Annotated in this window: 23 protein-coding genes; 6 read left to right on the top strand and 17 right to left on the bottom strand. The window is 30.6% G+C overall.

The features are described 5' to 3' along the window. Positions 1-3: 3 nt before the first annotated feature. The 10 genes from JBKA6_RS02485 to JBKA6_RS02440 form a co-directional block, all read right to left on the bottom strand. A complete protein-coding gene (locus tag JBKA6_RS02485; protein ID WP_172843096.1) occupies positions 4-1,308 on the bottom strand; it encodes a SusC/RagA family TonB-linked outer membrane protein in 1,305 nt (434 codons plus the stop codon). 14 nt (positions 1,309-1,322) lie between these two features. After that, complete coding sequence (locus JBKA6_RS02480) at positions 1,323-3,191, bottom strand: SusC/RagA family TonB-linked outer membrane protein (RefSeq protein WP_096685538.1); 1,869 nt, start codon at positions 3,189-3,191, stop codon at positions 1,323-1,325. Positions 3,192-3,646: 455 nt separating this feature from the next. Then, on the bottom strand, positions 3,647-4,222 hold the full coding sequence (purN, locus tag JBKA6_RS02475) for a phosphoribosylglycinamide formyltransferase (RefSeq protein ID WP_096685536.1): 576 nt from the start codon (positions 4,220-4,222) through the stop codon (positions 3,647-3,649). Continuing rightward, entirely contained in the window at positions 4,222-4,929 is a 708-nt protein-coding gene (locus JBKA6_RS02470) for an outer membrane beta-barrel protein (protein WP_096685534.1), read from the bottom strand. The genes purN and JBKA6_RS02470 overlap by 1 nt, the downstream gene beginning before the upstream one ends. Positions 4,930-4,984: 55 nt before the next feature. Further along, complete coding sequence (hemW, locus tag JBKA6_RS02465; protein ID WP_096685532.1) at positions 4,985-6,106, bottom strand: radical SAM family heme chaperone HemW; 1,122 nt, start codon at positions 6,104-6,106, stop codon at positions 4,985-4,987. A gap of 8 nt (positions 6,107-6,114) precedes the next feature. Next, the gene (ruvC, locus tag JBKA6_RS02460; protein WP_096685531.1) at positions 6,115-6,672 is read right to left on the bottom strand and encodes a crossover junction endodeoxyribonuclease RuvC; all 558 of its coding nucleotides are present in this window, start codon (positions 6,670-6,672) and stop codon (positions 6,115-6,117) included. 440 nt (positions 6,673-7,112) lie between these two features. Next, complete coding sequence (locus JBKA6_RS02455; protein WP_157776893.1) at positions 7,113-7,316, bottom strand: AtpZ/AtpI family protein; 204 nt, start codon at positions 7,314-7,316, stop codon at positions 7,113-7,115. Between the two features lie 12 nt (positions 7,317-7,328). Next, entirely contained in the window at positions 7,329-8,348 is a 1,020-nt protein-coding gene (gene ruvB, locus JBKA6_RS02450) for a Holliday junction branch migration DNA helicase RuvB (RefSeq protein ID WP_096685524.1), read from the bottom strand. A gap of 42 nt (positions 8,349-8,390) precedes the next feature. Next, positions 8,391-9,335 (bottom strand): MlaD family protein, encoded by a 945-nt coding sequence (locus JBKA6_RS02445; RefSeq protein WP_096685522.1) that lies wholly within the window; start codon positions 9,333-9,335, stop codon positions 8,391-8,393. 1 nt (position 9,336) lies between these two features. Next, positions 9,337-10,395, bottom strand: a complete 1,059-nt coding sequence (locus JBKA6_RS02440; RefSeq protein WP_096685520.1) for an N-acetylmuramoyl-L-alanine amidase family protein — start codon at positions 10,393-10,395, stop codon at positions 9,337-9,339. Between the two features lie 641 nt (positions 10,396-11,036). Between JBKA6_RS02440 and asnA the strand changes: the two genes are divergently transcribed. The 4 genes from asnA (at position 11,037) to JBKA6_RS02420 (ending at position 15,221) form a co-directional block, all read left to right on the top strand. Next, positions 11,037-12,017 carry an aspartate--ammonia ligase gene (gene asnA, locus JBKA6_RS02435; RefSeq protein WP_096685518.1) on the top strand — a complete coding sequence of 327 codons (981 nt, stop codon included), beginning with the start codon at positions 11,037-11,039 and terminating at the stop codon, positions 12,015-12,017. Positions 12,018-12,217: 200 nt separating this feature from the next. After that, positions 12,218-13,396: a dicarboxylate/amino acid:cation symporter gene (locus tag JBKA6_RS02430; RefSeq protein ID WP_096685516.1), complete on the top strand. Its 1,179-nt coding sequence runs from the start codon at positions 12,218-12,220 to the stop codon at positions 13,394-13,396. A gap of 319 nt (positions 13,397-13,715) precedes the next feature. After that, positions 13,716-14,021 carry a dicarboxylate/amino acid:cation symporter gene (locus JBKA6_RS02425; protein WP_096685514.1) on the top strand — a complete coding sequence of 102 codons (306 nt, stop codon included), beginning with the start codon at positions 13,716-13,718 and terminating at the stop codon, positions 14,019-14,021. Positions 14,022-14,033: 12 nt separating this feature from the next. Next, the gene (locus JBKA6_RS02420; RefSeq protein WP_096685512.1) at positions 14,034-15,221 is read left to right on the top strand and encodes a pyridoxal phosphate-dependent aminotransferase; all 1,188 of its coding nucleotides are present in this window, start codon (positions 14,034-14,036) and stop codon (positions 15,219-15,221) included. A 29-nt stretch (positions 15,222-15,250) separates the two neighbouring features. Here JBKA6_RS02420 and JBKA6_RS02415 read toward each other — a convergent pair whose 3' ends face one another. From JBKA6_RS02415 to JBKA6_RS02395, 5 genes are all read right to left on the bottom strand, one after another. Continuing rightward, positions 15,251-16,174: a mevalonate kinase family protein gene (locus tag JBKA6_RS02415; RefSeq protein ID WP_096685510.1), complete on the bottom strand. Its 924-nt coding sequence runs from the start codon at positions 16,172-16,174 to the stop codon at positions 15,251-15,253. 2 nt (positions 16,175-16,176) lie between these two features. Further along, positions 16,177-17,271, bottom strand: a complete 1,095-nt coding sequence (locus JBKA6_RS02410; RefSeq protein WP_096685508.1) for a diphosphomevalonate/mevalonate 3,5-bisphosphate decarboxylase family protein — start codon at positions 17,269-17,271, stop codon at positions 16,177-16,179. A gap of 539 nt (positions 17,272-17,810) precedes the next feature. Further along, complete coding sequence (locus JBKA6_RS02405; RefSeq protein WP_096685506.1) at positions 17,811-18,686, bottom strand: SagB family peptide dehydrogenase; 876 nt, start codon at positions 18,684-18,686, stop codon at positions 17,811-17,813. 16 nt (positions 18,687-18,702) lie between these two features. Beyond that, the gene (locus tag JBKA6_RS02400) at positions 18,703-19,965 is read right to left on the bottom strand and encodes a YcaO-like family protein (RefSeq protein WP_157776892.1); all 1,263 of its coding nucleotides are present in this window, start codon (positions 19,963-19,965) and stop codon (positions 18,703-18,705) included. Between the two features lie 52 nt (positions 19,966-20,017). Continuing rightward, the gene (locus tag JBKA6_RS02395; RefSeq protein ID WP_096685502.1) at positions 20,018-20,944 is read right to left on the bottom strand and encodes a hypothetical protein; all 927 of its coding nucleotides are present in this window, start codon (positions 20,942-20,944) and stop codon (positions 20,018-20,020) included. Between the two features lie 118 nt (positions 20,945-21,062). On the opposite strand from JBKA6_RS02395, the gene JBKA6_RS02390 reads away from it, so the two are divergent. Both JBKA6_RS02390 and JBKA6_RS02385 read left to right on the top strand, forming a co-directional pair. Continuing rightward, positions 21,063-21,584 (top strand): hypothetical protein, encoded by a 522-nt coding sequence (locus tag JBKA6_RS02390; protein ID WP_157776891.1) that lies wholly within the window; start codon positions 21,063-21,065, stop codon positions 21,582-21,584. Positions 21,585-21,799: 215 nt separating this feature from the next. After that, positions 21,800-23,887 (top strand): TonB-dependent receptor, encoded by a 2,088-nt coding sequence (locus JBKA6_RS02385; RefSeq protein ID WP_157776890.1) that lies wholly within the window; start codon positions 21,800-21,802, stop codon positions 23,885-23,887. Between the two features lie 9 nt (positions 23,888-23,896). Here the strand turns inward: JBKA6_RS02385 and JBKA6_RS02380 are convergent, their stop codons facing one another. Both JBKA6_RS02380 and JBKA6_RS02375 read right to left on the bottom strand, forming a co-directional pair. Next, positions 23,897-24,616, bottom strand: a complete 720-nt coding sequence (locus tag JBKA6_RS02380; protein ID WP_096685496.1) for an ABC transporter permease — start codon at positions 24,614-24,616, stop codon at positions 23,897-23,899. After that, the gene (locus JBKA6_RS02375) at positions 24,616-25,464 is read right to left on the bottom strand and encodes an ATP-binding cassette domain-containing protein (protein WP_096685494.1); all 849 of its coding nucleotides are present in this window, start codon (positions 25,462-25,464) and stop codon (positions 24,616-24,618) included. Before JBKA6_RS02375 ends, JBKA6_RS02380 begins: the two co-directional genes overlap by 1 nt. Positions 25,465-25,659 lie beyond the last annotated feature (195 nt).

Here is a 25,659-nt window from a genome sequence, read left to right as displayed (position 1 = left end):
CTTTTAAAATTCAATTTTAACTCCAAGACTAAATGTTCTTAATGAACGTGATCTACTATTAGTAACTCCATTAAAACTTTGTTCGGGATCTATTCCTTTATGACTCTGATATGTAAGTAGATTATCTCCCTGTAGATAAACTCTCAGCTTAGATAAATTTATTTTATGTATAACACTATTAGGTATATTATACCCTAGGGTAACAGCCTTCAACCTTATATAGTCATTTTTAAATAAATACCTAGAAGAAAGCGCTCCAGCACGATTTATAGAATTACTTAAAAGTAAAGGGAAGTCCGTTCTATCACCAGGTTTTGTCCACCTTTTTTTAATATCTACAGATTGTTGTTTTCCTAATTTTTTCATTCCATCTGTTAAGCTAGAATAGGAATTATCATATACCATGCCTCCAAAACTAAAGTTTAGCAAAATATCTAAATCAAAATCTCCATAAGATATATAGTTATTAAAACCTCCTATAATATCTGGAAGTGAAGACCCCTGATAATATTTATCAGCTTCACTGTATTTCTTTGTAAGCACTCGTTTGCCAGTTTTTTTGCCGTCTTTGTCTTTTTCATTCTTATACCACTGTGCCATACCATCTTTTGGATCAACACCTGCGTATTCTGGAATAAAGAAATCATAGATAGACTTACCTACCATCCACTTCTTGGTGCCTTCTATAACCTCTTTTTGATTAAGCTCGGTTATGGTGTTTCTATCGAGTGAAAAATTCATAGATGTATTCCATTTAAAATCATCCGTAGAAATATTTTTAGATCTTATAACTCCCTCAAACCCATAGTTTAATAACCCTCCTTCATTAACTAGAATACTTGTCCATCCAATTGAAGGTGGCAAAGGTTTATCCAAGAGTAAATCCTTAGTCACCTTCCTATAGTAATCTACATCCAGTTCTATCCTATCATTAAAGAAACCTAGATTTAAACCTACATTAAAAGACAACACTTTCTCCCATGTAACTTTATCCTCCACTAATCCACTCAATAGATAACCCATATTATCCCCATTAGATGCTTCATAAACAGTACTTATATATGGGAAATAATCTACATAGTCACCATCCATAGTTTTATTATTCCCTAATTCTCCATACGACACATTAACTTTAGTAAAACTTAGCACTTCTTTGAGAGGTTCCATAAAATCTTCATTAGATACAATCCAACCAGCACCTATGGAATAAAAATTACCCCATCTAATATCTTTGTGGAATCTAGATGAACCATCCATCCTAAAAGAAGATGTTAAGTAATACTTCTTATCGTAATCATATCCAGCCATAGCAACATAGCTCATCAAGCCTTCTCTGCCTTCACTGCCCCACCTATACCCGACGGAATAACAGCGCCATTCAATACCTTAACCTCAGGCAATAGTCTCTCCCCTTCAGCGGTAATTTTATTTAAAGTAAAATGCATAAACTCGTTAATAACTTTAGCGTCAAAGTTATGGAGACCAAAGTTTTTTTGATATTCCAAAGAGCTAATAGAATTCCACTTACTATGTATATGCCTTTCTTCAGTAATTCTGCCACCTACCCTAGAAGCATCTCCATATTTATAATGATCGTAATCATGTTCCATAAGCGTATAATTTGTAAAACTTACATTCTGCTTAAAATGAAGCCCTTCATATAATCTTAGATCCATAATACCATTTAAGGTGCTATGTCTCCTTTTATGAATAACATCATCGTTTTCAAATTGCCCTGCTGGATTCTTATTATTTGTAGTAAGAGATCTAGGTCTTTGGGCATTTGCCCCTTTTCCTCTTCTATTACTATAATCATACTGAGGATTACCATTGTCATCTTCTATAATTTCACCTTTATCATTTCTGGCATAAAGAGGATAAATAGAAGAAACACGATTTACCCATAGCATAGGGTTAGCAATTTTGCTTCCAGATTGACGTGGAACATTAGAGTGACTTCCCGAAAATGAAGATAAAACAGTAAAATTTAACCAATCATTAACTCTAGAAGATAAATTCAATCTAGTAGCAAACCTTTCAAAATTAGAAGTCTTAACAGGGCCATCTGTATCCAAGTAATTAGCAGATACGAAATACTTAGAATCATCACCACCGCCAGAAACACTAAGAGAAACATCCTTTCTCAAAGGCATTTTCCTGTAGAATGCTTTTTCCCAATCTGTCTCCCACAACGGCTTATTAAGAGTGGGTAATACTTTCCCATTTGGACCAACAGGATTATTCACACCGTAAGGATTATAGCCCAACTTAGATATCAAATTATCCGTAGCATTTTGGGCAGCTTGTCGGGGAGTTGTCTTAGGGTTTACTATTAGAGATCCAGTTTTATCTCTGGTATATAAATAACTATTTCTCAAACCCTCCCAAGATAATTCCATATAGTCCTTCACACTTAAGAATTCAAAACCTTTTACCGCTGGAATTGCTCCTCCTATTACAGTATTTATAGACACCTTAGGTGGAGAGTTATATGTTCCTTTTTTGGTAGTTATAAGTATGACCCCATTTGCGGCCCTACTACCATATACAGCAGAAGAAGCTGCATCTTTTAACACTGTCATACTTTCTATTTGATCGGAACTAATAGTGTTTATATTTCCAGTTAAAGGAACTCCATCGACCACATAAAGGGGACTTGCAGAGGCATTAATACTAGCTATACCTCTTATTCTGATAGTTGGGTTCGAACCTGGTTGCCCTCCGCTGGTAATCATAGTTAAGCCTGGGACACTACCCTGCAAAGCTCTGGCTACAGAGGTAACTTGCTGATTCTCTATCACTTTTTTCCCTACCGTACCAACTGCTCCTACTAATTCTCTCTTAGATTTTTCAGAGCCATAAGCCATTACTACTACCTCATCTAACAGATCTGAATCAGGTATCATATCAATAGTTATAACATCTGATTTTTCCACGTTAAATAGAACTGTTTTCATGCCCATAAAAGAAAACTCTAAAACATCTCCCTTTTCTGCATCTATAGAAAATTCACCGTTAAGATCTGAAGAAACCCCTTTATTGCCCCCCTTGATCACAATGGAGACCCCCGTTAAAGGAGAAATCGTATTGTCCTCCTTAGAATTAACAGTACCCGATATTCTTAACTGCGCAAAAGATATTTGAAGAGTTAAAATAGTTGTCAAAAACATTAATAAACTAGAATTTCTCATATATGTTATAATTTTTTAAAAGGCCGCATTCTCTTACAACTATTTTGTTCGTCAAAAAATAATTCAGAAGACAGAAAAATAATCATCTGCTCATGATCAAAAGTGACCTATTAGTTTGCAAAAACTACTAATCTCACTATGATTATTGCCTCACAAAAATAAAAAGTCTACGTAGGAGAACCGTTAGCCTAAAGTTGAATATAAAACTAGAATTTTGGGTAAAGACACTCCAAAATTCAAATAACAAAGGCCGAAAATATAAATAAGTATTTATATGAACAAATTTTTAATGAAAAGTGCATTAAATTTTCTTGATTCCAAATAAAAATAAAACTGAATTCACAACTCGATAAGGCTGTTGAAAAATATCACTTTTAATTAAGCTATAATAAATATGATTTAGGTTTTTAGTAATTTAAAAAGTAATCAAATAGTTAGTGTGATTAACACCTAATTTACAATCGACTTATTAAGCTCTTTATGATTAAAGGTAAGTACAAGTGTTCTAATTCGTGAATTTTTTCAGATAATGTGTATGCAGTATCTGATTCTTCTATTTCCGTCTCCCCTTGAAATAGAATATCTCCTTGATCAAAATATTCATTTATATAATGAATAGTAATCCCACTTTTTTTCTCTCTAGCGTGGATTACTGATTCGTGCACTTTCATCCCATACATTCCACCGCCTCCATACTTTGGAAGTAATGAAGGATGGATGTTTATTATCTCGTTAGGAAAGGCCTCGATAAGACCTTTGGGTATTTTCAATAAAAAACCAGCTAATACTATTAAATCCGTCTTTACTTTTTTTAATTTATCTATGAGAAGATTTGTTTTGTTTAAAAGAGTATCTCTATCAAAAATGTGACACTCTACCCCTAATCTTTCAGCCCTATCTATAACTCCTGCACTTTTGTTATTGGTCAATATTAAAGAGACTTCTACATTTTTATCTTCTCTGAAGAAAGAAATTATATTCTCCGCATTCGATCCAGAACCCGAAGCAAATATTACTATACGCTTAGGCATTATAATATATAGAAAGTTAATCCTACATTCAGAGTTTTCAAATCTAAATTTTCACCATTAAATATGTCGCTACTAATATCTTTCCTAAAGATAGAGTTTATGGAATAGTATACGTTCAAATTCCAAATTCCATAACCCATACTAAGAGTGGGGCCAAATAATACATTAGTGAAAATAAGATAATGATTGTTATATTCGTGACTAATTTTACCATTTACAGTCATCGAATCATTGTGGAGTAATAAACTAGCTTTAATGCCTGGATAAAACCTGAAATAATCCGCTTTACCTAAAGCGGAAGTTCTAAATCTCAATTCCAAAGGAAGGTCCACATAAAATAAAGAGAAACTATTATATTCATCGCTGTCTATTATTCTAATCTGTGTATTCTCTTTATCATCCATAGATAATTTAAAATTGCTGCTATAGTTGTTATAGGTGATAGAGATCCCTATCCCTATGCCTATATTTCTCTTCTCACTAATAAAGGTGAAAGGAATATCTCTAATATAACCCGTAGAATAACCCAACGAAGTCCATTTTTGATGGATGCTTTGAGGATTCCCTAATAAAGTATTGTATCTAAAAGAAAAAAAAAGCAAATCTTCTAAGTAATATCCTTGACCTTGATCCTGATCTTGAGCCTTAGCCTCTCCAAGAGAAATAAAGAGTACGGCAAAAAGTATAAGTGTGTTTTTTACAGACATTTTTTTTAGTTTAGATTAATTAAAATGACAAAAAAACAAATGTACTTACTTTGTCTTACAGAAACAAGCTAGAGGCTATACCATCTGCTAAAAACCTTCCTTTATCTGTCAATAATAGAGTGTCTTTGTCTATTATCAATAAATCTTCTTTTATGAAAGAATTGGCTGTTTTTTCTAAATGTAGTCTGTATTCTTCTCCAAAGAAAGAAGAAATATATTTAATATCCACACCCCAGATAGTCCGAATTCCAAGCATTACCATTTCGTTAAATTGTTCTTTTTTGCTCAGTTTTTCACCTCTATAAATTCCTCCCTTTTCTATCTCTTCTATATATCTAGTGTTATTAGATACATTCCAGTTTCTGTTTTCTCCATCAAATGAATGAGCAGAAGGTCCCAATCCCAAATAATCATTTCTCATCCAATAATTGCAATTGTGCTTTGAAAAATAGTTCTCTTTGGAGAAATTAGAAATTTCGTAGTGTACAAAATCATTTTTTTTTGCTTCTTCTACTAATATCTCAAATTGATCGGCTTGATGTTGCTCATCTACATTTTTATAAGTGCCTTTTTTTATAAAATAATACAAGTCTGTTTTTTTTTCTATAGTAAGAGCATAAGCAGAGATATGTGAAATGCCTAGTGAAAAAGCTATGTTTAGATTATCTCTCCACCTACTGTCTGAACTAATAGGGATTCCGTAAATCATATCTATATTGATGTTTTTAAACCCTATGTCACTAGAATCTCTAACTGAAGCTATAGCTTCTTTGGCCGAGTGAATGCGATTCATGTATTTCAGATCCAAATCAGAAAACGACTGTATTCCTATGCTCATCCTATTGATGCCCATAGATTGGAATTCCCTTAACTTACTTTTTTTTAAATCATCTGGATTTGCCTCTAATGTGATTTCAATATCCTCTCTAAAAGAAAAGTATTTTTTAATATGATTTATTATTTTGCCTATGTGTTTAGGATCTAATAGAGAAGGAGTACCTCCACCGAAGTACAAGGTGGATAATTCTTTGTTTTTTAAAAAGTGTTTTTTGATATCTAATTCCTTGCATATAGAATTTACGATGTCAACACTTTTCTTTAAAGAAGTAGAGAAATAGAAATTACAATAACTGCATCTCTGATTGCAAAAAGGAATATGAACGTAAATGCTAGACATTATAGATTTTAAGCCAACCTATCTGTATTATTCTTTACAAAGGCTTCCCAACTTGAATAACCTCTTTCTTGTGAAACATAGTTTTTTTTAGATTGAAAACAATGGCATACTGCCACGGCTAAACCATCTGTAGAATCTAATTTTTTTGGTAATTCTTTTATGCCTAACATATGCTGAAGAGTTTTAGCTACCTGTTCTTTAGAGGCGCCACCTCTACCTGTTATTGCAGCTTTAATCTTTCTAGGAGAGTATTCTATTATAGGTATTCCACTATACAAACCCGCTGCTATGGCCACTCCCTGAGCTCTTCCTAATTTTAATATAGACTGAGGATTTATTCCAAAAAACGGAGCTTCAATAGCTAATTCTGTGGGTTTATAATGTTGTATAAGAGATAGTGTCTTTTCGAAGATGCGTTTTAATTTCAGTTGGTGACTAGGTAATTTTTGCAAGTGCAACTCTTCTAGAGATATTAATTCAATATTATCTCCATTTACTCTTATCAGACCAAAACCCATTACAGTCGTTCCAGGATCTATACCCAATATTATATTTTCAACAGCCATTGAACATCCAAATTGTTAAAAATTTACACAATTTCCCTTTTGCATAAATTAATTAAAAACCTATTAAATCTATCGGTTCTTACTCAGATACCCCGCCATTAAGTGTATGCTGTATAATTGATAAAGAAGATAAACCACCCCAAAATTAAGTAAATAATAATTGTTCAAACTCTTATTTGAGAATTCTATATTTAGATAGATGAAAATCATTGGAATTTTTACCAAATACATAAATATGAAAAAATACCCTAATCTATAGCGATGATATATCAAAACCCTAAGAAAGGCTAGAAGTATAAAAAGTGTTAGTGAAAAGAAAAACAATATACATGTCAATACTTTATTCACTGGAACAAAACCGTATATATTAGCTATAAACACATTTATAATTAATATAACTACAGTAAATATTGAAAGCTTCCTAGTATAGGATAAAACCATTATCTTTTACTTTTAATACTGTAAATTACTCTGTATATAGATATGAATACCCCTATAAAAGATAAAAGAGCTGTTAGCAAGGGTTTTTCCATTTCTAAATAATAATCAGCACATTTGCCCAAAAACATAAAAGCCATGATAGTGATGCACATTTCAAAAGCTATGCTATAAAATTTCGCACTATTAGGATCTAACCCTTTCATCATGAAAAGCCTTTAAAACAACCTCTGCTGCCCCTCTCGTATTCTCCCTAAATGTTTATAGGCCATATCTGTAACTTCTCTCCCCCTTGGGGTACGGATTAAATAACCCTCTTGTATTAAAAATGGCTCATACACCTCCTCTATAGTGCCTGCTTCTTCCGACACTGCTGTCGCTATAGTAGACATGCCCACAGGTCCTCCTTTAAATTTATCTATTATCGTGGTCAAAATTTTGTTGTCCATCTCGTCTAATCCAGCAGAATCTACATTTAGAGAGTCTAAAGCTATTTTAGTTATACTCACATCTATGGTTCCATCTCCTTTTATCTGAGCAAAATCTCTTACACGTCTCAAAAGAGAATTGGCAATACGAGGAGTTCCTCTACTTCTGCCCGCTATCTCAAATGTGGATTCTTCGCAAATAGAAATGTTCAATATCGATGCGCTTCTCTCTATAATATGCCCTAACAACTCTTTGTCGTAATACTGCAGTCTACATTTGATTCCAAATCTATCTCTCATGGGAGCTGTGAGTAATCCAGAACGAGTAGTAGCACCTATAAGGGTAAAAGGATTTAAATTTATCTGCACACTACGAGAATTTGGACCTGATTCTATCATGATATCTATCCTGTAGTCTTCCATAGCAGAGTACAAATACTCTTCTACTACTGGCGATAATCTGTGTATCTCGTCTATAAATAGAACATCCCTCTCTTTTAGATTTGTCAATAGTCCAGCTAAATCTCCAGGTTTATCTATAACAGGACCAGAAGACATTTTTAAAGATGAATTTAATTCATTGACTAAAATATTAGCTAAAGTAGTCTTACCCAAACCAGGAGGGCCATGTAATAAGACGTGATCTAAAGCATCACCTCTCATATTGGCGGCTTTTACAAATATCTCTAAATTGTCTATCTCTTGTCTTTGACCTACAAAATCTCTAAACCTCTGTGGACGCAGCTTATTTTCTGAATCTATATCTCTAGAGGTCAAAATCTCCTTATTTGGAGTTATATTACGATTCATACTCATGTACTTATTATGTTCGCCCTTCAAGGATTAAGCGTATTATTCTTCAGGTTTTTCGACTTTATCTTTTTCAGGTTTTTTATACTCAGTTTTATCCCCTCCAAAAACAGAAAAATGAACATATCTGCTTGGATTCAACTTTAAATCTTCTAAGACACTGTGTAACTCAGTAACTGTAGTGTTAAAGTTTAAATACAAATCGTCGTATTTAATCAATTTGCCAATACTTCCCTTGCCATTATCTATATCCGCTAATATATTATTCAGCTTATTGATAGTGTCGTAGAATTTAGATTTCAAAATAGTATCTGAAATAGCCGTGGCATTTACAGATATAGAATCTAAATGGTCTATAATATTTGAAATTTTCTCTTTTTTTTCAGATAGGATATCTTTAATATCCAAAGATATTTTATCTACATTCGATAGACTAGAATTAGTGTTGTTAAAAACGGTTTTTATAGCCAATTCATTTTTGACAAAAAACTCAGAGATATTTTCCAAAGCTTTGTCCATAGATGCAAGTGTCTTTTCTACTTTTATCATCAATGGATCTATATTACTCTGTATAACATCTGTGATCTCTCTATCTAATTCACCTTTTATGGTATCTCTGGGAAGAAGCTCTTGTCCATCTCTCATGAGTATCTCTATAGACTTGTTACCTATTATGGTTGTGCTCTTTATAAGAGCTACACTGTTTTTAGAAAAGGGCAATACACTCTCTACATATAACTCTACTAATACATCTCCACTTTTGTTTGGATGAAAACTTATGTCAGAGACTATTCCTACCTTCAGTCCGTTTAAAAGTACTAGATTGCCTTTTTTCAAGCCATTAGATTTTTTATAAACCGAATAGTAATAATTTCCAGGCACGAATAAGTTTATTCCCCTGGCGTAATTGAAAGCCCATACAAAAGCAGCTATAACACATATAGCTATTAATCCCACTTTAAATTCTGTTGACAGTTTTAGCCTCATTTTATCTTATTCTCTTAGAATTTTTAAACCTAACAATAAAGGCTCCTTTGTATTTTTTCTTAATCAAATCTAAATATTTACTGACTTTTTCATAATCTGTACCATCTCCACATGTGTATTTGTAAATGTTGTTTTCAGAATAAAAACCGACTTTTTTCATTCCTGAAAACATCTTGTCTTTCAACCCTATTTTTTTTCTAGATGTGAGGAATTGTATTTTGTATACCACCTCATTATTCTCTTTGCTTTCTAACTTAGCTTTATCTATATTGCTGACTACTCTGCCTCTCTTTTTTTCTATTATTTCCTTATAATTCTTAAACGCCTTGAATATAGCTCTTGCCATTATTTCCTGACCTTTTTTGGAATTTAAAAAAGGTCTCTCTTTGTCATTACTCAAAAAGCCTAATTCTACCAAAACACTAGGCATAGTATTCCTAGATATCACCCAAAACCCAGCTTGCTTTACACCTCTGTCAAGTCTATTTGCTCTATTTTTAAATTCACTCTGAATAAATGAAGATAACATAATGCTATTGTCTATGTGATTACTTTGTAAAAGATTAATCCCTACTATAGATTCTGGAGAATTGGGGTCGAATCCTTGGTATTTCTTTTCATAGTTTTCCTCTAAGAGTATAACAGAGTTCTCTCTTTTAGATACTTCCAAACTATTTTCATTTTGATGAACTCCCATGACAAATGTTTCACTGCCATAAATCTTTTTGCTAGGGGAAGAGTTACAGTGTATTGAAATGAACAGATCAGCCTTATTTTTTATGGCTATTTCAGACCTATCTTTAAGATCTACAAAGCGATCATCCTTTCTGGTATAGATAACTTTTACGTTTTCTTTAAATTCTTTTTCTATGATATCTCCCAATGCAAGTGTAATTTTCAACACCACATCTTTTTCCATGACTGCAGGCTTATTCCCATTGATAGTACCTGGATCCTTTCCCCCATGTCCTGCATCTAGAACTACAGTAAATATAGCACTATCTTGTGCAAAAGCACGGGATGAAAAAAACAATATTAACCATAATAATCTCAACCTCATAGAATGCCGTTAAAAGAGATTACAAAATTGCGTTTTTTTTATTGAACGGTAATATCTTCAAATCAATTTTTATCTATAAACCGAAGCTCAATCTATAATCTATGTTTAATAGTTTAGTAAGAGATACTTAAAAGAGCTGAAGTCGCTATATCTAAAGATGATCATAGCAACATTTTTTTGCACACTTTTCGCGACAGTGTCTGAAATATATAAACAATAAAATTCCCACTTTTTAATTTTTAACCTAAACATTTTTAAAACCACTAGTGATAGTAGGAACTTCTAAAATTATTTAAATCACTCTTAACCTGAGTTTGATTGATAAATTGTGTTAAGATGTATTACCCATAGTCTAATGGAGGGTAAAAAAACTCTTAAAAGGTTTTAATTATTTATTAAATTTGGAGTCTTATTAAGACTACTTAAATAGTTTTAGTTATTCAACATAGAGGATTTAGGATACTGTCAAAGGATTGTTATCTTTTGCACCTTTTTTATGCTGACAAAAAATCTCTCGACACTGTAAATATGATTATAGAAAAATAAGACTAAACAAGGATACATTATGAGATAATTGAGATTTCTTAAAAGGAAATCTCGAATCTTGGAATGAGCGCAAAATTAATTAAAACGGAATAGTTATGTATACATCAAAATTAGACTTTATAGATACTCAAATTGCAATAAGAAAAATTAAGACAATTTTTGAATCAAAACTCACTAATAATCTAGGTCTTTTAAGGGTGTCTGCTCCTTTATTTTTAGAGTCAAGTACTGGATTAAATGATGATTTGAATGGAACAGAGTTTCCAGTCTCATTTACTGCTATAACTGATAAAAAATTAGAAATAGTACAATCATTGGCTAAATGGAAAAGAATGACCCTACATAAATATTCATTTTCCCAAGATTCTGGGATTTATGCCGATATGAATGCTATACGTCCAAATGAGGAAGTTAGTCCTATACATTCTCTTTATGTTGATCAGTGGGATTGGGAAAAAGTTCTTTCTCCACAAGAAAGAAATATTAATAAATTAAAAAGTATTGTCGAGGATATTTATCAATCTATTTATCAAACGGAAGGAGAACTAAACGAGTTATATCCGCAATTGACATCTAAATTACCTGAGAAAATAACTTTTATAACCTCTCAGGAATTAGAGGATATGTTCCCATCTCTTACTGTTAAAGAGAAAGAGTTGAAAATTGCAAAAATGCATAAGGCTGTTTTTATAATTGGTATAGGTGGAGTATTATCGTCTGGTAAAGTTCATGATAAAAGGGCTCCAGATTATGATGATTGGAGTTTGAACGGAGATATTTTATTTTATCATAATCCTTTGGATGTAGGCTTAGAAATATCTTCTATGGGAATAAGAGTAGATTCAGAAACAATGAAAAAGCAATTAAAGTTATCTGATAAGGAAGATCGATTGAGTCTCAATTTTCATAAGATGGTTTTAGATAATATTTTCCCTTTATCTGTAGGGGGAGGAATAGGGCAGTCTCGATTAAGTATGTTCTTATTAGAAAAAGCACATATAGGTGAGGTTCAATCTTCGATTTGGAGTGAGCAAGTTATCAAAAATTGTGAATCAAATAAAATATTTTTGTTATAAAGCAAGCCTATAAATTAAATTACTGCCTAAGGATCCAAAGTGAAAAGTATAAAATCAGATATTAGTTGTGCGATAAAAAACACATGAATATCTTGAAATATTTATATTTGCCGGAATTCTGTGTCTTTGTGTTTTAGATGCAGTCTAAAAATATCTATTTGTAAGTTAACAAAACCTTATCACGGATATAACACAAGCCTATGAATAAAATACCTTTACATATAAAAATAATACTGAGTCTTTTTTTGGGGATAATATGGTCTTTTGTATCCTCTTATCTAGGATGGAATGATTTTACTCAGAATTGGATAGCTCCTTTTGGCACTATTTTCATTAGAATATTAAAATTTATCGCTGTTCCCTTAGTCTTATTTTCTATTATAACTGGAATATCCAATATTTCAAACATTCTACAATTGGGAAAAATAGGGGCAAAAACTTTTTCTCTTTATTTGCTTACTACCATATGTAGCATATCTATAGGGTTGTTTTTAGCGACTATTATAAATCCAGGTTCTTATCTAGACAAAGAAAAAAGAATCAGCAATAGAATTCAGTATGAACTGTGGGCAAACGCAAATTCTATTCCTATAGCAGATGGTAAAAATGTTTTGTCTGAACAAGATAAAATACTCTTAGAAGAGCAACTATCAAAAGATGACAAAGATGATAAAATTCAAAATTTAGATGATGAGATTAAATTATCACAAGATATTTCAAATAGAAGTCCACTAGCTTTTTTAGTAGATATAATACCTCCAAATTTAATACAATCATTTGGGGACAACAATAAGATGTTGCAAGTGATATTCTTTTCTATATTTTTTGGAGTAATAGCGGCTAGCATAAACAAAGAGAAAAGGGCTCCTGTAGTAAAATTATTTAATTCTCTTAATGAAGTATTCATAAAAATGGTAATCGTATTGATGAAGGCATCTCCATTTTTTGTCTTTTGCCTTTTAGCGGGGGTAGTATCTAAAATGGCTTCTTCCCCCGAAGAAGTAATAGATATATTCAGAGGGTTAGGGATGTATTCCATTACTGTCTTGATTGGATTATTTTTAATGATATTTGTGTTTTACCCTCTTATAGTCGTTTTATTTGTGAAGCGATTTTCTTACAAAGAGTTTTTTGAAAATGCCAGTCCAGCACAATTTTTAGCTTTTTCGACTAGTTCTAGTGTAGCTACCCTTCCAGTTACCATGAAATGTATAGAAGAGAATTTTAAAGTCAGTAATAAAATATCTAGTTTTGTCTTACCCATAGGAGCGACGGTTAATATGGATGGAACTAGCCTTTACCAAGCAGTTGCTATATTGTTTGGTTCAAGACAACTTAAGGTAAATTTATATGCGTGTAAACCCTTATGTTATCTATGAAAGATAAGTGTATAATTCGTTCAAGAATTTAGAAGGTAAAATTTAGGTGTATTTTACGACTATTTTGCTTGGATATTGAGGAGACAAATTGTAAAAAAAAACAGCTTGAGTAAGTTAGAAATACCTACTCAAGCAACTGCCGATATAACTATCTTTTAACCCAGTTGTTTCAAGCCTTTTAGCTGTTTTTATTACGCAATTTATTAATCTAATTTAGTTTAAAAGAATGTGAATGGAGATTTAACTATCATATGAAAATTTGTATATTTGATTTGATAAAATGATGTAAAAAAAACACCTCTTAAGTTGTCTTGAACCTTTGTTTTTAGCTCAGATAAATAATATCGATTTAGATCTTGCCGATCAATTAACTATTGTGCTCACCACTACTATGGCATCTATAGGATCCGCAGCCATACCTGGGGCGGGATTAGTATTATTAGTGACAGTCTTGCAATCAGTAGGATTAAACCCAGCTTGGATATCTATAATATTTCCAATAGACAGATTATTAGATATGTGTCGTACTGTAGTTAATATATCGGGCGATATAGCTATATCGACAATAGTTGCTAAATCAGAAAATGAAATAGGCGTTGGTCAAGTAACTGAATTAGAAAATTAAAATAAATAAAAAATGTCTGAACATCTTTCAAATAGAGTGATTCAAATGTCTGCTTCTCAGACTATCGCTATGAGTATAAAAGCCAGGGAACTCAAAGAACAAGGCAAGGACGTTATAAACTTAAGTTTGGGAGAACCTGATTTTGATATTCCCACTTTCGTAAAAGATGAAGCAAAAAAGGCTATAGATGACAATTTTAGCAAATACACTCCTGTGCCTGGATATATGGATCTCAGAAAAGCTATAGCAGAAAAGCTAAAAAGAGATAATAATCTAGATTATTCTCCAAGCCAAATAGTAGTTTCTACTGGAGCTAAGCAGTCTATAATAAATGCTTTGATGGCTCTGATAAATCCTGGAGATGAAGTCATAATACCAGCTCCATATTGGGTGAGTTATATAGAGATGGTAAAATTAGTTGATGGCATTCCCCTTGTCATACCCACTTCTACCGATAGTGATTTTAAGATTACTGCTCAACAACTAGAAAGTGTAATAACACAAAAGACAAAGGCATTTATATTCAGTAGTCCTTGTAACCCTTCTGGATCGGTATATTCTAGAGAAGAACTAAAGTCACTGGCTGAGGTTTTCGCTAGACATAAAAACGTATTTATAATCTCAGATGAGATATATGAATACATAAATTTTTCGGCTAAACACGAAAGCATAGCTCAATTTGAAGAGCTATACAATAGGGTGATAACTATAAACGGACTGTCCAAATCTTTTGCTATGACGGGTTGGAGAATAGGTTATTTAGCAGCGTCGGAATCTATAGCTAAAGCATGTGATAAAATACAGAGTCAGACTACATCTGGAACTTGCTCTATAGCTCAAAGAGCTGCTATTTTAGCTGTAAAAGCTACTCCTTCTTCCATAGGTTATATGCGTGATGCTTTCTTATCGAGACGAGATTTAGTCATAAGAGAATTGAGTAAAATAGATGGATTTAAATTGAATAATCCACAAGGGGCATTTTATATTTTTCCAGATATATCTCATTTCTTTGGAAGAGAATTAAAGGGGCGCACAATAAGTAACGCTGACGATTTTTCTATGTTCCTCTTAGAACAAGCCAACGTAGCGACAGTTTCTGGAAATGCCTTTGGATCTCCAAATTGCATCAGGATATCCTATGCTACCTCGGAAGAACAACTCATAAAGGCTATTGAAAAAATACGACAAGCATTATCATAGATAGTGCTTGTGAGGGAGAATTATAAGAATTATATGTTACAGACTATTTCGAGTTCGTAGTCTTTTAACATTTTTCTAGTAGATTCTATTTCTTGAGTAAACCCTAAAATAAAACCACCTCCTCCAGAACCACATAATTTTAGGTAATAGGTATCTGTTTCTATACCTTCTCTCCATATTTTATGGACGTTTGAAGGGATCATCAAATTAAGATGTTTAAAAACCCATAGAGATAACTCCTTTATATTCTTAAACAGCCCTCTAGTATCCCCATCTAAAAAAGAACTTATACAGGCATCGTTATAGGATATAAATTTAGTTAAGGCTTTTTTAAAACTATTCTTTTTATATTTTTCTAAAAAGATATTAACCATAGGTTGAGTGTCTCCTGGAATGCCAGAATTAACCAAAAAAACAGTTCCCTTTTTACTATTGTCCTCTGGTATGCCCACAGTAGAAATATTACCCTTAGGCTTTATGAGCAGAGGAATTTTCAAATAACATATAAGAGGATCGGTGCCAGAACTCTTGCCGTGAAAAAACGATTCCATCTTGCCAAAGATGGACCTTAACCTTACTACATCTCCCCTTACAATATTATCTGGATATATCTTATTTATAGCGTATTTTTCGTATATGGCAGCCACGAGTGCTCCAGAACTGCCTACTCCATAGCCCTGTGGAATGGATGATTGAAAAGACATTCCTCTATCTAAATCATCCGATAGTAAATCTAAATTAAACCTAGCTGGAAAATCAGCTTTTTTATTTATCTCTGCTAAGTATTTGAAGAAAAGACTAAGATTCTCATTTGACCTTTTAGACTCTATCGAATCATCGAATACAAAACTGCCTTGATAAGATTTATAAGGTATGCTCAAGCCCATGGAATCTTTGATAATACCGTATTCTCCAAAAAGTAAAATCTTAGCGTAAAAAAGTGACCCCTGCATATTTAAAATATTTGTTTTGCTCCATTTCCAACACAATCGGAAATATACCTTTGCTCACATAGCGCTGATAATTCATCTTTAATAAAGATTTCAATCTCTTGGGATTGAAATTTAGGATATAATAAATGAACATTAGCCCCAGCATCTAAAGTAAAATATAGATGATTTTTACTCTCTAATCTATATTTCCAAACCTTTTCTATCACATAGATAGTATTTGGTTTTATCAAGAGAAAATACGGTTGTGAACACATCATCATAGCGTGTAAATTCAAAGCTTCTCGTTCTAATAAAAGTCCAAAGGACTCTATATCTCCGCTAGAGAATATATCTTTCAAACTAGAAATATTATCATTTGCAATTTTAAATCTAGTATTGGCAAAAGGATGATTTTCCATAAGCTTATGCCCTATAGAACTAGAAATCTTCTTTTCGCTTTCATCTATGAGTAAAATAGTATCGCAAAAAGTGTAAAATACAGAATGTACCTCATGGGGATAAGTTATTGCATAAATGTCACTACTGCCATCTATATCTTTGTGATTACCCCAAATCATTAGATTGCCGTTTACAGATCTACTAGCGCTGCCTGAACCTAATCTAGATAAGAAAGAGGCCTTTCTATAAAAATAGACATCATCCATATGGGGAAATAAATCTCTTTCCAAAGACATTATACAAAGAGCTATGGCGCTCATTCCAGACGCGGAAGATGCTATTCCACTAGAATGAGGAAAAGAATTTTCAGTATCTATGGTAATATCATAGTACTTCAAATAAGGAGAATATGGAATAATCCTTTCTAAAAAGGACGACACTTTTTTTTCAAAATCAATTTTTGGTTTATTGTCAAATGAAAATTTTAAATATATTTTATCATCAGATTTTTTATTCCTTCTGGCATAAGAAAACTTAGTTTTGGTATAACTATTAGAAAGGGTGAAACTAATAGATGGATTAGAAGGTATCTGATTAGGCTTTTTCCCCCAATACTTAACTATAGCTATATTGGAAGGGCTTTGCCAGACTTTGGCTCCAGAATCTATACTCAGATCACCATAACTGGTGGGAGTAGATATAAATTGCTTCTCTTTCAAGATTATATTTAAAAACTTTTGACAGCACGAAAATAGCAATTTTAGATATAATGTGATTATACGATTATTGGGTGGTCCTTTATTTAATTGATAAGGGCTAAATAATTTTTATGAAATAGATTTTTAATCTGAGAGCTATTAATAAAAACTCTTGAAAGCATTGAGTTATTTAGAGGTTAACCTGGATTATTCATAGTCATATGAATTTTTTAAGTTAAAAATATTATTTTACTCAGTATTTCTGAGTAATTATCAATCTAATTCAGATTATAAATAATGTACTTTGATTCCTCACTTTTGGGCTTTATGTAAACCAGTCGTTTTTAGTTAAAGCCCTTTAAAATTAAGACTTATACCCAATATTGAAATATAATCTTGAATAATCTGGGCTAATCGAACTCAGGTTAGTAGGACTTCTCCAATAAAATCAAACTACAAATGTGGAAAAAATGAAAGATAACTTTACGCATTTTACGGGATAATGTCTAATTTCTTATTTGCATCCTTTCAGGATAGTGTATTGATTCATACGGTAGAGTTTAATTTTCAGATTCTTCATTATCTATATGGCCGATAACCATCACTCCTTGAACACTTTCTAAATCCCCATCTAATCCAATAAAATCATTGATTTTATTCTCATAAAAACCTCCTAGTATACAGCTCCCTATTCCAATATAACTTGAAACTAAAGAAAGTGATTGTAAAAGAATACCAACTTCTAATAACATGAACCTGTATGCCCTTACATTATATTTTATGTAAAGCCTTTGAATATTGGAGGATATAATGATACATCCTCCTATTTTATTTTCAGAATCTATATAAGGTGATAAACCTAAATTATCTTTTATAAAAGACGAAAAATCTCCTTCTTTAATCAATTCTAAAGAGTTATCCTTGGGCTGATAATGATACAGTCCTTTTTTAAAGTGGCTATTAACAAGTATTAGATATATATCCGATGAATATATTCCTCCAGGAGAAGGAGAGTATCTAAATTGCCATTTATGCCCCATTACATTCTCTTCCCTAGAAATGCCATATGAGTAATTTAGAATAGAGAAAATCTCATAAGAGCTTAAATCTTTTTTTAAATATTTTCTATGACTTTTTCGTTTACGTAAAACTTCTATAAAATCTTTTTGTTTGTTTTTTAAGCGTTTTAAATCATTTAACTTTATTTTTTTTCCAAAATATGTTTTATAAGGGTTAGAGGCCCTTTCAAGTACGTAGTCTGTATAAAATGTATTGGACCCTTTTGATATATCTCTTTTAATACTAATATCAGATATCTTTGAACTTTGTATGTAATCTAAACTATTATCTAGATCAAACATTTTTGTGGAATAAATAGACTTATCATACTTTTCTGATTCTTTCATTAAATCGTTTAGTGAATACTTTTTTTTCATTAGAGCGTAAAATAACTTATGGAAATGGGTGTGGAAATGTATTTAATTCTTCAATTTTTTTTGTATCGTATCCCATTTTTTTAGGACTTTCATATAATCTATCACCTCCTAGATAATATTGTCCATACGTTCCGTTTAAATGAGTCATATTAGGTATAATAACCCTAACAACTACAAAGCCATAGTTTTTAATATCATTAGTTGTTATTTCTTTGACGATATAGGGGTATTTTTTTTGTTTAAAAATACTCACGAGATGAGATAATTTTATTTTATCTGAAAAATCATCATCCTTTTTGAGTAGATTGACAGTCTTATTTGGTGTTTTCTCTAAAAAGGGTTTGATTATATATCTTAAATCCTTTCTTTTATTATAAAATACACTATGAGCTTCAAATGATTTAACAGAATTAAAATCATTGAAATCATAATTATTATACCGATCGATTAAAAATCTAGTATATGGTACTGATTGACAACATTCTATAATGGTTTTTTTTATAGCATCATAAAATGTATATCTAGTTGCAGCTGAAAAGGCTATAAAATTTTCTTTATCATTTATCCCTTCTAATATACCAAACACACTAGGAATTTTCACATCTGTTGTCATATCAAATAAATGAATTGTTAAATGGTCTGGTATTATTTCTTCTATTAATTTTCTAACCTCACCTTCTATTTTTATTTTTGGAAGGTCTAATAGGTTCATCCACCAAATAGAAAAAGAATCTCTTTCTACTATTTCATATGATGCAGATAAAATAGCTTTATGATAATCTGTATGTGAAGCAAATCCAGTAGATATGTTTTCAGATATTCTAACGCTATCTTCAAGAAAAGGCATATACAAAAATGTTGCGGGACATAAAATTACATTTTCAGTAGTTAAATCATATGCTCTATCAAAAAACACTTCAGTTGTTTCTGTAAAAGGGATAAAGGGAAATTTTGGAGTATTATATTGTTTTTGATGGAAAAGAGAAAAATTACTTGGGTGAATTGCATTATCATTTATATCTAAATATGTTGATTTTATCATACTTTTTTTATCATAAAAACAGCTACAATATCGTTCAACAGTTTCCCCTATACAAGCTAAAAAAGCATCTTCCCATTTAATTCCTGCCCCCCCTGAATTTCCACAGAAAAAAGAGTTATTATCAGTTAGTTTTTCAACATCACAGTTTGTAGAAGAATACGAAATAACTTTCGGATCCCCGAAAATATTAGCAGACCTGTATATGTTCTTAATTATACCTATTTCTTCACTAATCAAAGAAAAACTTCTTTTGATAGTATCCTCTAATGTCACTAATCTCATATCATTATCATTCTAACCATGGAGCTAACCTGATTGTATTATTTTCTGAGCATATGTTACAAAAAGGAACTTTATGTAACCTTGATATAGTTTTTGAATAATCATTTATATCAAATGAAACAAGGTTCCCGTAAGTTTCTAATAATGGATTATTCAATAAAAATTTAACAGTTTCCGCCATTAATACAGAAAGTAAAAAATTTTCAATATAATCTGGGTATATTCCCTTTTTTGATACATTGTCATTTATCCAATCATAATAATTTTTTTTTTCAGAGAAAAAAGTGTCAACGCTTTTTATTCGTTTTTCAAAACAAGAAAAGCATCCAGTATCTTTTCCAAAAAAAAGAGGTCCAACTCGACCTTTTTCAGAAACTACTCCTTGGTATAATATCCAAGGGATACGTAATTTAAAAAGCAATTCGCTTACTAATAAACAAGCATTCATAATAATTCTGGTTCCATCAATTAGTATAATATCTTTTTTCTCTACAAATTTTTTTAAACTTGTTTCCCTTGTTTCATTATTAACTTTGAGAGTTGAAATATTTCCTTTTATATAAGTTTTATAATAATTAGTAACTACAGAATCATTAGAAAAACAAATAATTCCAATTTTTTTGTCTTTTATTAATTTTTGCGTACTTGTGTCATTTATTTCATATGCTTGCCCTTTGAGTAGCTCCTCATTCGAATTATACAGTATAACACTAAAATCTTTTAGTTTAGAGAAAAACAGTAAAACTTTTTCTTTTGGAAAAATAATAAACATTTTATTTATTTTTCTTTTAGTTAATGGTTCACTTATATAAAATTTAAAAATATCTAATAAAATGTCATCATCAAACTCAATTTTTATCGAGCTTGAATTATTGCTCAATAAAAACTTTTTATCACCTATTGGAGTAAGGTCAAAATTTTTTATACTATTCATTTTCTTAACTACTATTTGTTTATCTCAGGATAATTCAGAAAAGTTCTTGCCCCTAAATATAGAAGAAATAATAGAACAGTGTTATACCAGTCAAAATATAAACAACGAATATACTTGTATGAAGGAAATAACAGGGATATTAGAACAAGCAGAAAAAGAATTCATAAATACATCTAAATCATTGTATTATGTATATTATTGGAAAGCTTATTTATCATATAAGCACTCTTTTTTAATATTAAAGAATAACGATTTAAATGAACAAGAAAAAAAAGTCAAAATAAAAAACATAATAGAAAAAGGACTAGAAGGATTAAACAATATTGAAAATAAAAACAGCGAAACATATAGCTTATTAGCTCTTCTTATTTCTATGAAATACATATACACTCCTAGACAAAACATACTGCAATTGATGAATGAAAATAAAAAAGCATTAGAATTTTCCATGATAGATGGAGAAAACAACACTAGGGCCTATTACGTTAACGCTTCGTATGATTTTTATACCCCAAAACAGTATGGAGGAGGAAAAAAAGCAGAATCCTTATTACTTAAAGCCATATCAATAAAGGAAAAAATTAGATTGCCTATAGAACCAAAATGGGGAAAAAAAAGAATCCTTAAAACTTTTAATTAAACTTTATGAAAAAAACGAAAATAAAGCATTGTGCGATAAGTACATAGATATTCTAAATAAAGAATATCCTTCCGAATAACCTAGTCATGACACTATCCTGAAAAGTGTCTAAAGTGGTTATTTTTGGTTGAAACCCTTTAAAAATAACACCTTATATTCAAATTGAAATACAAACCATGAATAATCCAGGTTATAATAAGTATAATGCCTTCTTTATGAAAATTACAATTCATATAATTTCATTATGTTTACTCATATCAGGCAATATTTGTTTATCACAAAATAATTACACTATAGATGGAAAAGTTATAAATGATGATAATAAGAGTATATCTGATGTTGGAATATTTATAAAAAGTGATAATTCAATTTATACATTGTCTGATATTCATGGCAATTTTTCTATTAAAGTACCTCGTGATAAATATAACGATACATTGGTGTTTTATCATATAGCGTATAATTCTGTCTCTCTTGATGTAAAAAAAATAATAGAAGATGGAAAATTAATTGTAACTCTATCAAAAAATAAGAATCGTCTTTCTGAGATTGTTTTATCAAGTGATAATAATTCTATAGACAGTGAGTTTTCTACAGAAAAATTAACAAAATTCGAAATTTATGCGAGTCCTAGTTATAATGGAGATATCATAGGAGGAATTAATTTTTCAAGAATGTCTACAAACACTGAAGAAACACCTACCCTAAATCTAAGAGGCAGCCCTGAAAAAAGATCCATGGTTTTTATAAATAATGTCCCATTGTATAGAAGTAATCTCAAAGAAAACTTTCTAAACTCAATAAATAATGTAGACTTCCTATCTGTAAGTACTTCTTCCATAGGGAATATAGAGATTTACCCATCCAACCCCCCCGTATACTTCTCTAATACGTCTGGGGGATTGATTAACATGAATACACCGTATACAATGGAAGATAGGACAGCCATTTTTTTATCTCCAATAGTTTTATCTCTAGGGCTAGAGAAAGACTTAAAGCAAACAATGATGTTACAAGCCAATTTATACTATGTAGACTTAGGTCTTTTTAGAAAATTTAATTTTCAAATAAAAGACTACATAGATTACTATAGGCGGATGAATGGTGAAATAACTATGAATGTAAATTTAGATAGAACGAAAATAAAAATTTACTCTGCTTTGACAAAAGATAAAATTAGTTTTTCTGATTTTTTTTCCAAAGACAGAAATACAATAAAATCTGATGTATTTAAAAGCTACAATGTGGCAAATATTCATTTCTTTTTGGAGAATGTGAAAATAAAGTTTAATTCAGGAATATCAAAAATATTAGATAGTACTAGAGTAAAAAATTACTCTAGTATAGACCAAAATTTAACTTACTATTATTCATCTTTGAGTGCTAATTATTTTTTAGAAAAATCTCGTTTCTATGGAGGTTTAACTTTTGAAAGAGCTATAAATAGAGAAAAAGAGCAAATGTATGTAGAGCCATTTATAGGATCAACTTATACTATTTCTAGTAATATTACCATTGGAGCAGGAGTTAGGAAAACTGTATATAACTATCAAAAACTGAATCCCTACTCTTACAATTTTTTAATGAAGTTTTCAGATGAAAAAAATCATAATAGATTTATTCTCAGTGCTGGACACTATGAATCATTAGATTTTATAGATTTTAATTCAGGGATTTTAAAAAGCAATCAGATTACTGTTGAGTATAACTATGAAAAAGATAATCACAAAGCAGGAATTTCTCTTTATAAAAAGAGGGATAAAGATTTTTACTTGAAAGATAGATCTTTTATTTACGGAGACAGAGATACTTATGGATTAGAGTTATCATACAAAATGGATAAAGAAATATTCTCAACTGAATTATCATATTTGTTTATAAGATCTCTATTCTCATATGGGAAATATAATTTTAGAGAATTAGATTTTCCTTATTTTTTTAAAGGATTAATTTCTGTATACGCAACTAACTCTATAAGGATGTCTTTATCTTTTATATCACGTCCAGGAAGTTTATATACTCCTATAAAGTCTAATGATTATGATATTTCTACAAAAAAATATTTTCCAATATTATCGGAGGATATAAATGGTAATAGATATAATAGTTATCATAGGTTAGATTTTTCCATAGATAAGTCATTTTCTTTAAAGGAAATGACTATTATGCTGATTGGTAAAATATCTAATCTCTTAGATAGAAAAAATGAAAGAATAGAGCTATTCGACTACGCAAGCGGTGATGTAAAAAAAGATTTATATCAAGAAAGAGAATTTTTTATTGCTTTAGTTTTAATGCTGTGATTTATACAATTATTGTATTCTTTTTAATTTTGTATTTGTAATAACTAAATAGAAAGAAATAGATACTAATATAAGCCAGAGTATAGACCATAATAAATGTATATCATTTCCTCTCATGAAGTTGAGAACAACTTTCAAAGGGAAGATATAACTTATAAATAAAAATACTGTGTTTACAGATGATATGTTAAAATAAGCATCTGATAAAAACATACTTCCAAAGAAAACGAAAGAAGAAATTAAAGTGCTTTTATCACTATCGATCCCGTATAATGAAATTAATAATCCTAAAAATGAATAAATAATAAATAATAAAGCTCCCCCTATTATATAATTAGTTAAATTCATTTGATTTATAGAAAGCTCAAAAAATAAGTAAGAGAGTAATATTAAGATTAAACAAGAAAACAGTACCACCATCATTCTGACCAAAATAAAACTTATAAAAAGCCATATAATATTTAAAGGATATGATTTAAAGTATTTTACAATACCTAAAGAGTAATATAACTTTATAACAGGCCCTATAGCATTCAAGCCATCCCCTATTATTGTTACTCCAATCATTCCTGATAAGAAAAAATTAATATATCCTTGACCAACCCCAAAACTAAAACCAAAAATTATAAAAAGAGTAGGAGGGAATATCACAGAGTAGAAAATAGATTCTGGTGAACGTATGGAACTCAATAGTTGTATCAAAAAAAGTTTTCTTATCGCTTTATTCATTATCTCGTTTTTAGTAAAAAAATGTCTGAAATGTCTATTGGTAAAATAGAAAAACTTACTACGCCTCTATCTGATAATCTATCTAAAATAGATTCTTTTTCATTTTTTTCACGGAAATACACATATATTCTATCTTCTTCTTCTAAACAAATAAGATGTTTTTTTTCTAAAAGAAATTCTTGTTCTGTGAATCCTTTTGTATCAAAAACAAATTTCCCTTCATATGGTATACTTTTTATTAATTCCTGAGGGTTTTCTGGTTTATTCAAAAGACTTCCTTTGTCTATTAAAATTACTTTGTCAGCTATATCTAAGGCTTCTTCCCATATATGAGTTGTCATTAATACAGTTTTGCCACTATTTTTTATTTCATTCCAAAGAAACTTTCTAAAGATGGGATCTAATCCATCGGTAGGCTCATCCATTATTAATAAATCACTATTTGATATTAAAATGCTATAAATTCCTATTTTTTTCCTTTCTCCTTTAGATAATAATTTGAAATACTTATTCATTATAGTATGAATACCCATCCTATTTATTAAATCATCATTTCTAGCATGGTTATACATAGATTCAAAAAAACTTAAAATTTCTCGTACCCTTAGAAACGAAAAAGAAACAAAAGAATCATATAAAACACTTACTTTTTCTGTACTCAAAGTTATTTCTCCTTCATATGTTATATTATTCATGATGCAATCTATGAGAAGGGATTTTCCAGAACCATTTTTCCCAAAAATGATTGTAATGTCCCCTTGAATTATTTCAAAAGAGATATCTTTTATAAGAATATATTTATTTTCTATGACTGATAAGTTCTTGATAGAGGCTTTACTTGTAATCATATTTTTTTATTATGATAATCCAATCATTATTATTTCTAAGAGCCTTTGTCGAATCAACAACCGTTTAATGAGTATGCCTGTGAAACCCTTGTAATCAATAGGGTTAATAGATTTATGATTATAATTGTGATTAATAGGCGTATTTCGGAGCATTTGCATGTGAACTAAAAGCGTTTTTCTATAAAATTTTAATTT

This window comes from Ichthyobacterium seriolicida (assembly GCF_002369955.1).
In the GTDB taxonomy this organism is placed as follows: domain Bacteria; phylum Bacteroidota; class Bacteroidia; order Flavobacteriales; family Ichthyobacteriaceae; genus Ichthyobacterium; species Ichthyobacterium seriolicida.
Note: the sequence above shows the minus strand (reverse complement) of the source record. Positions and strands in the feature narration are given on the sequence as shown.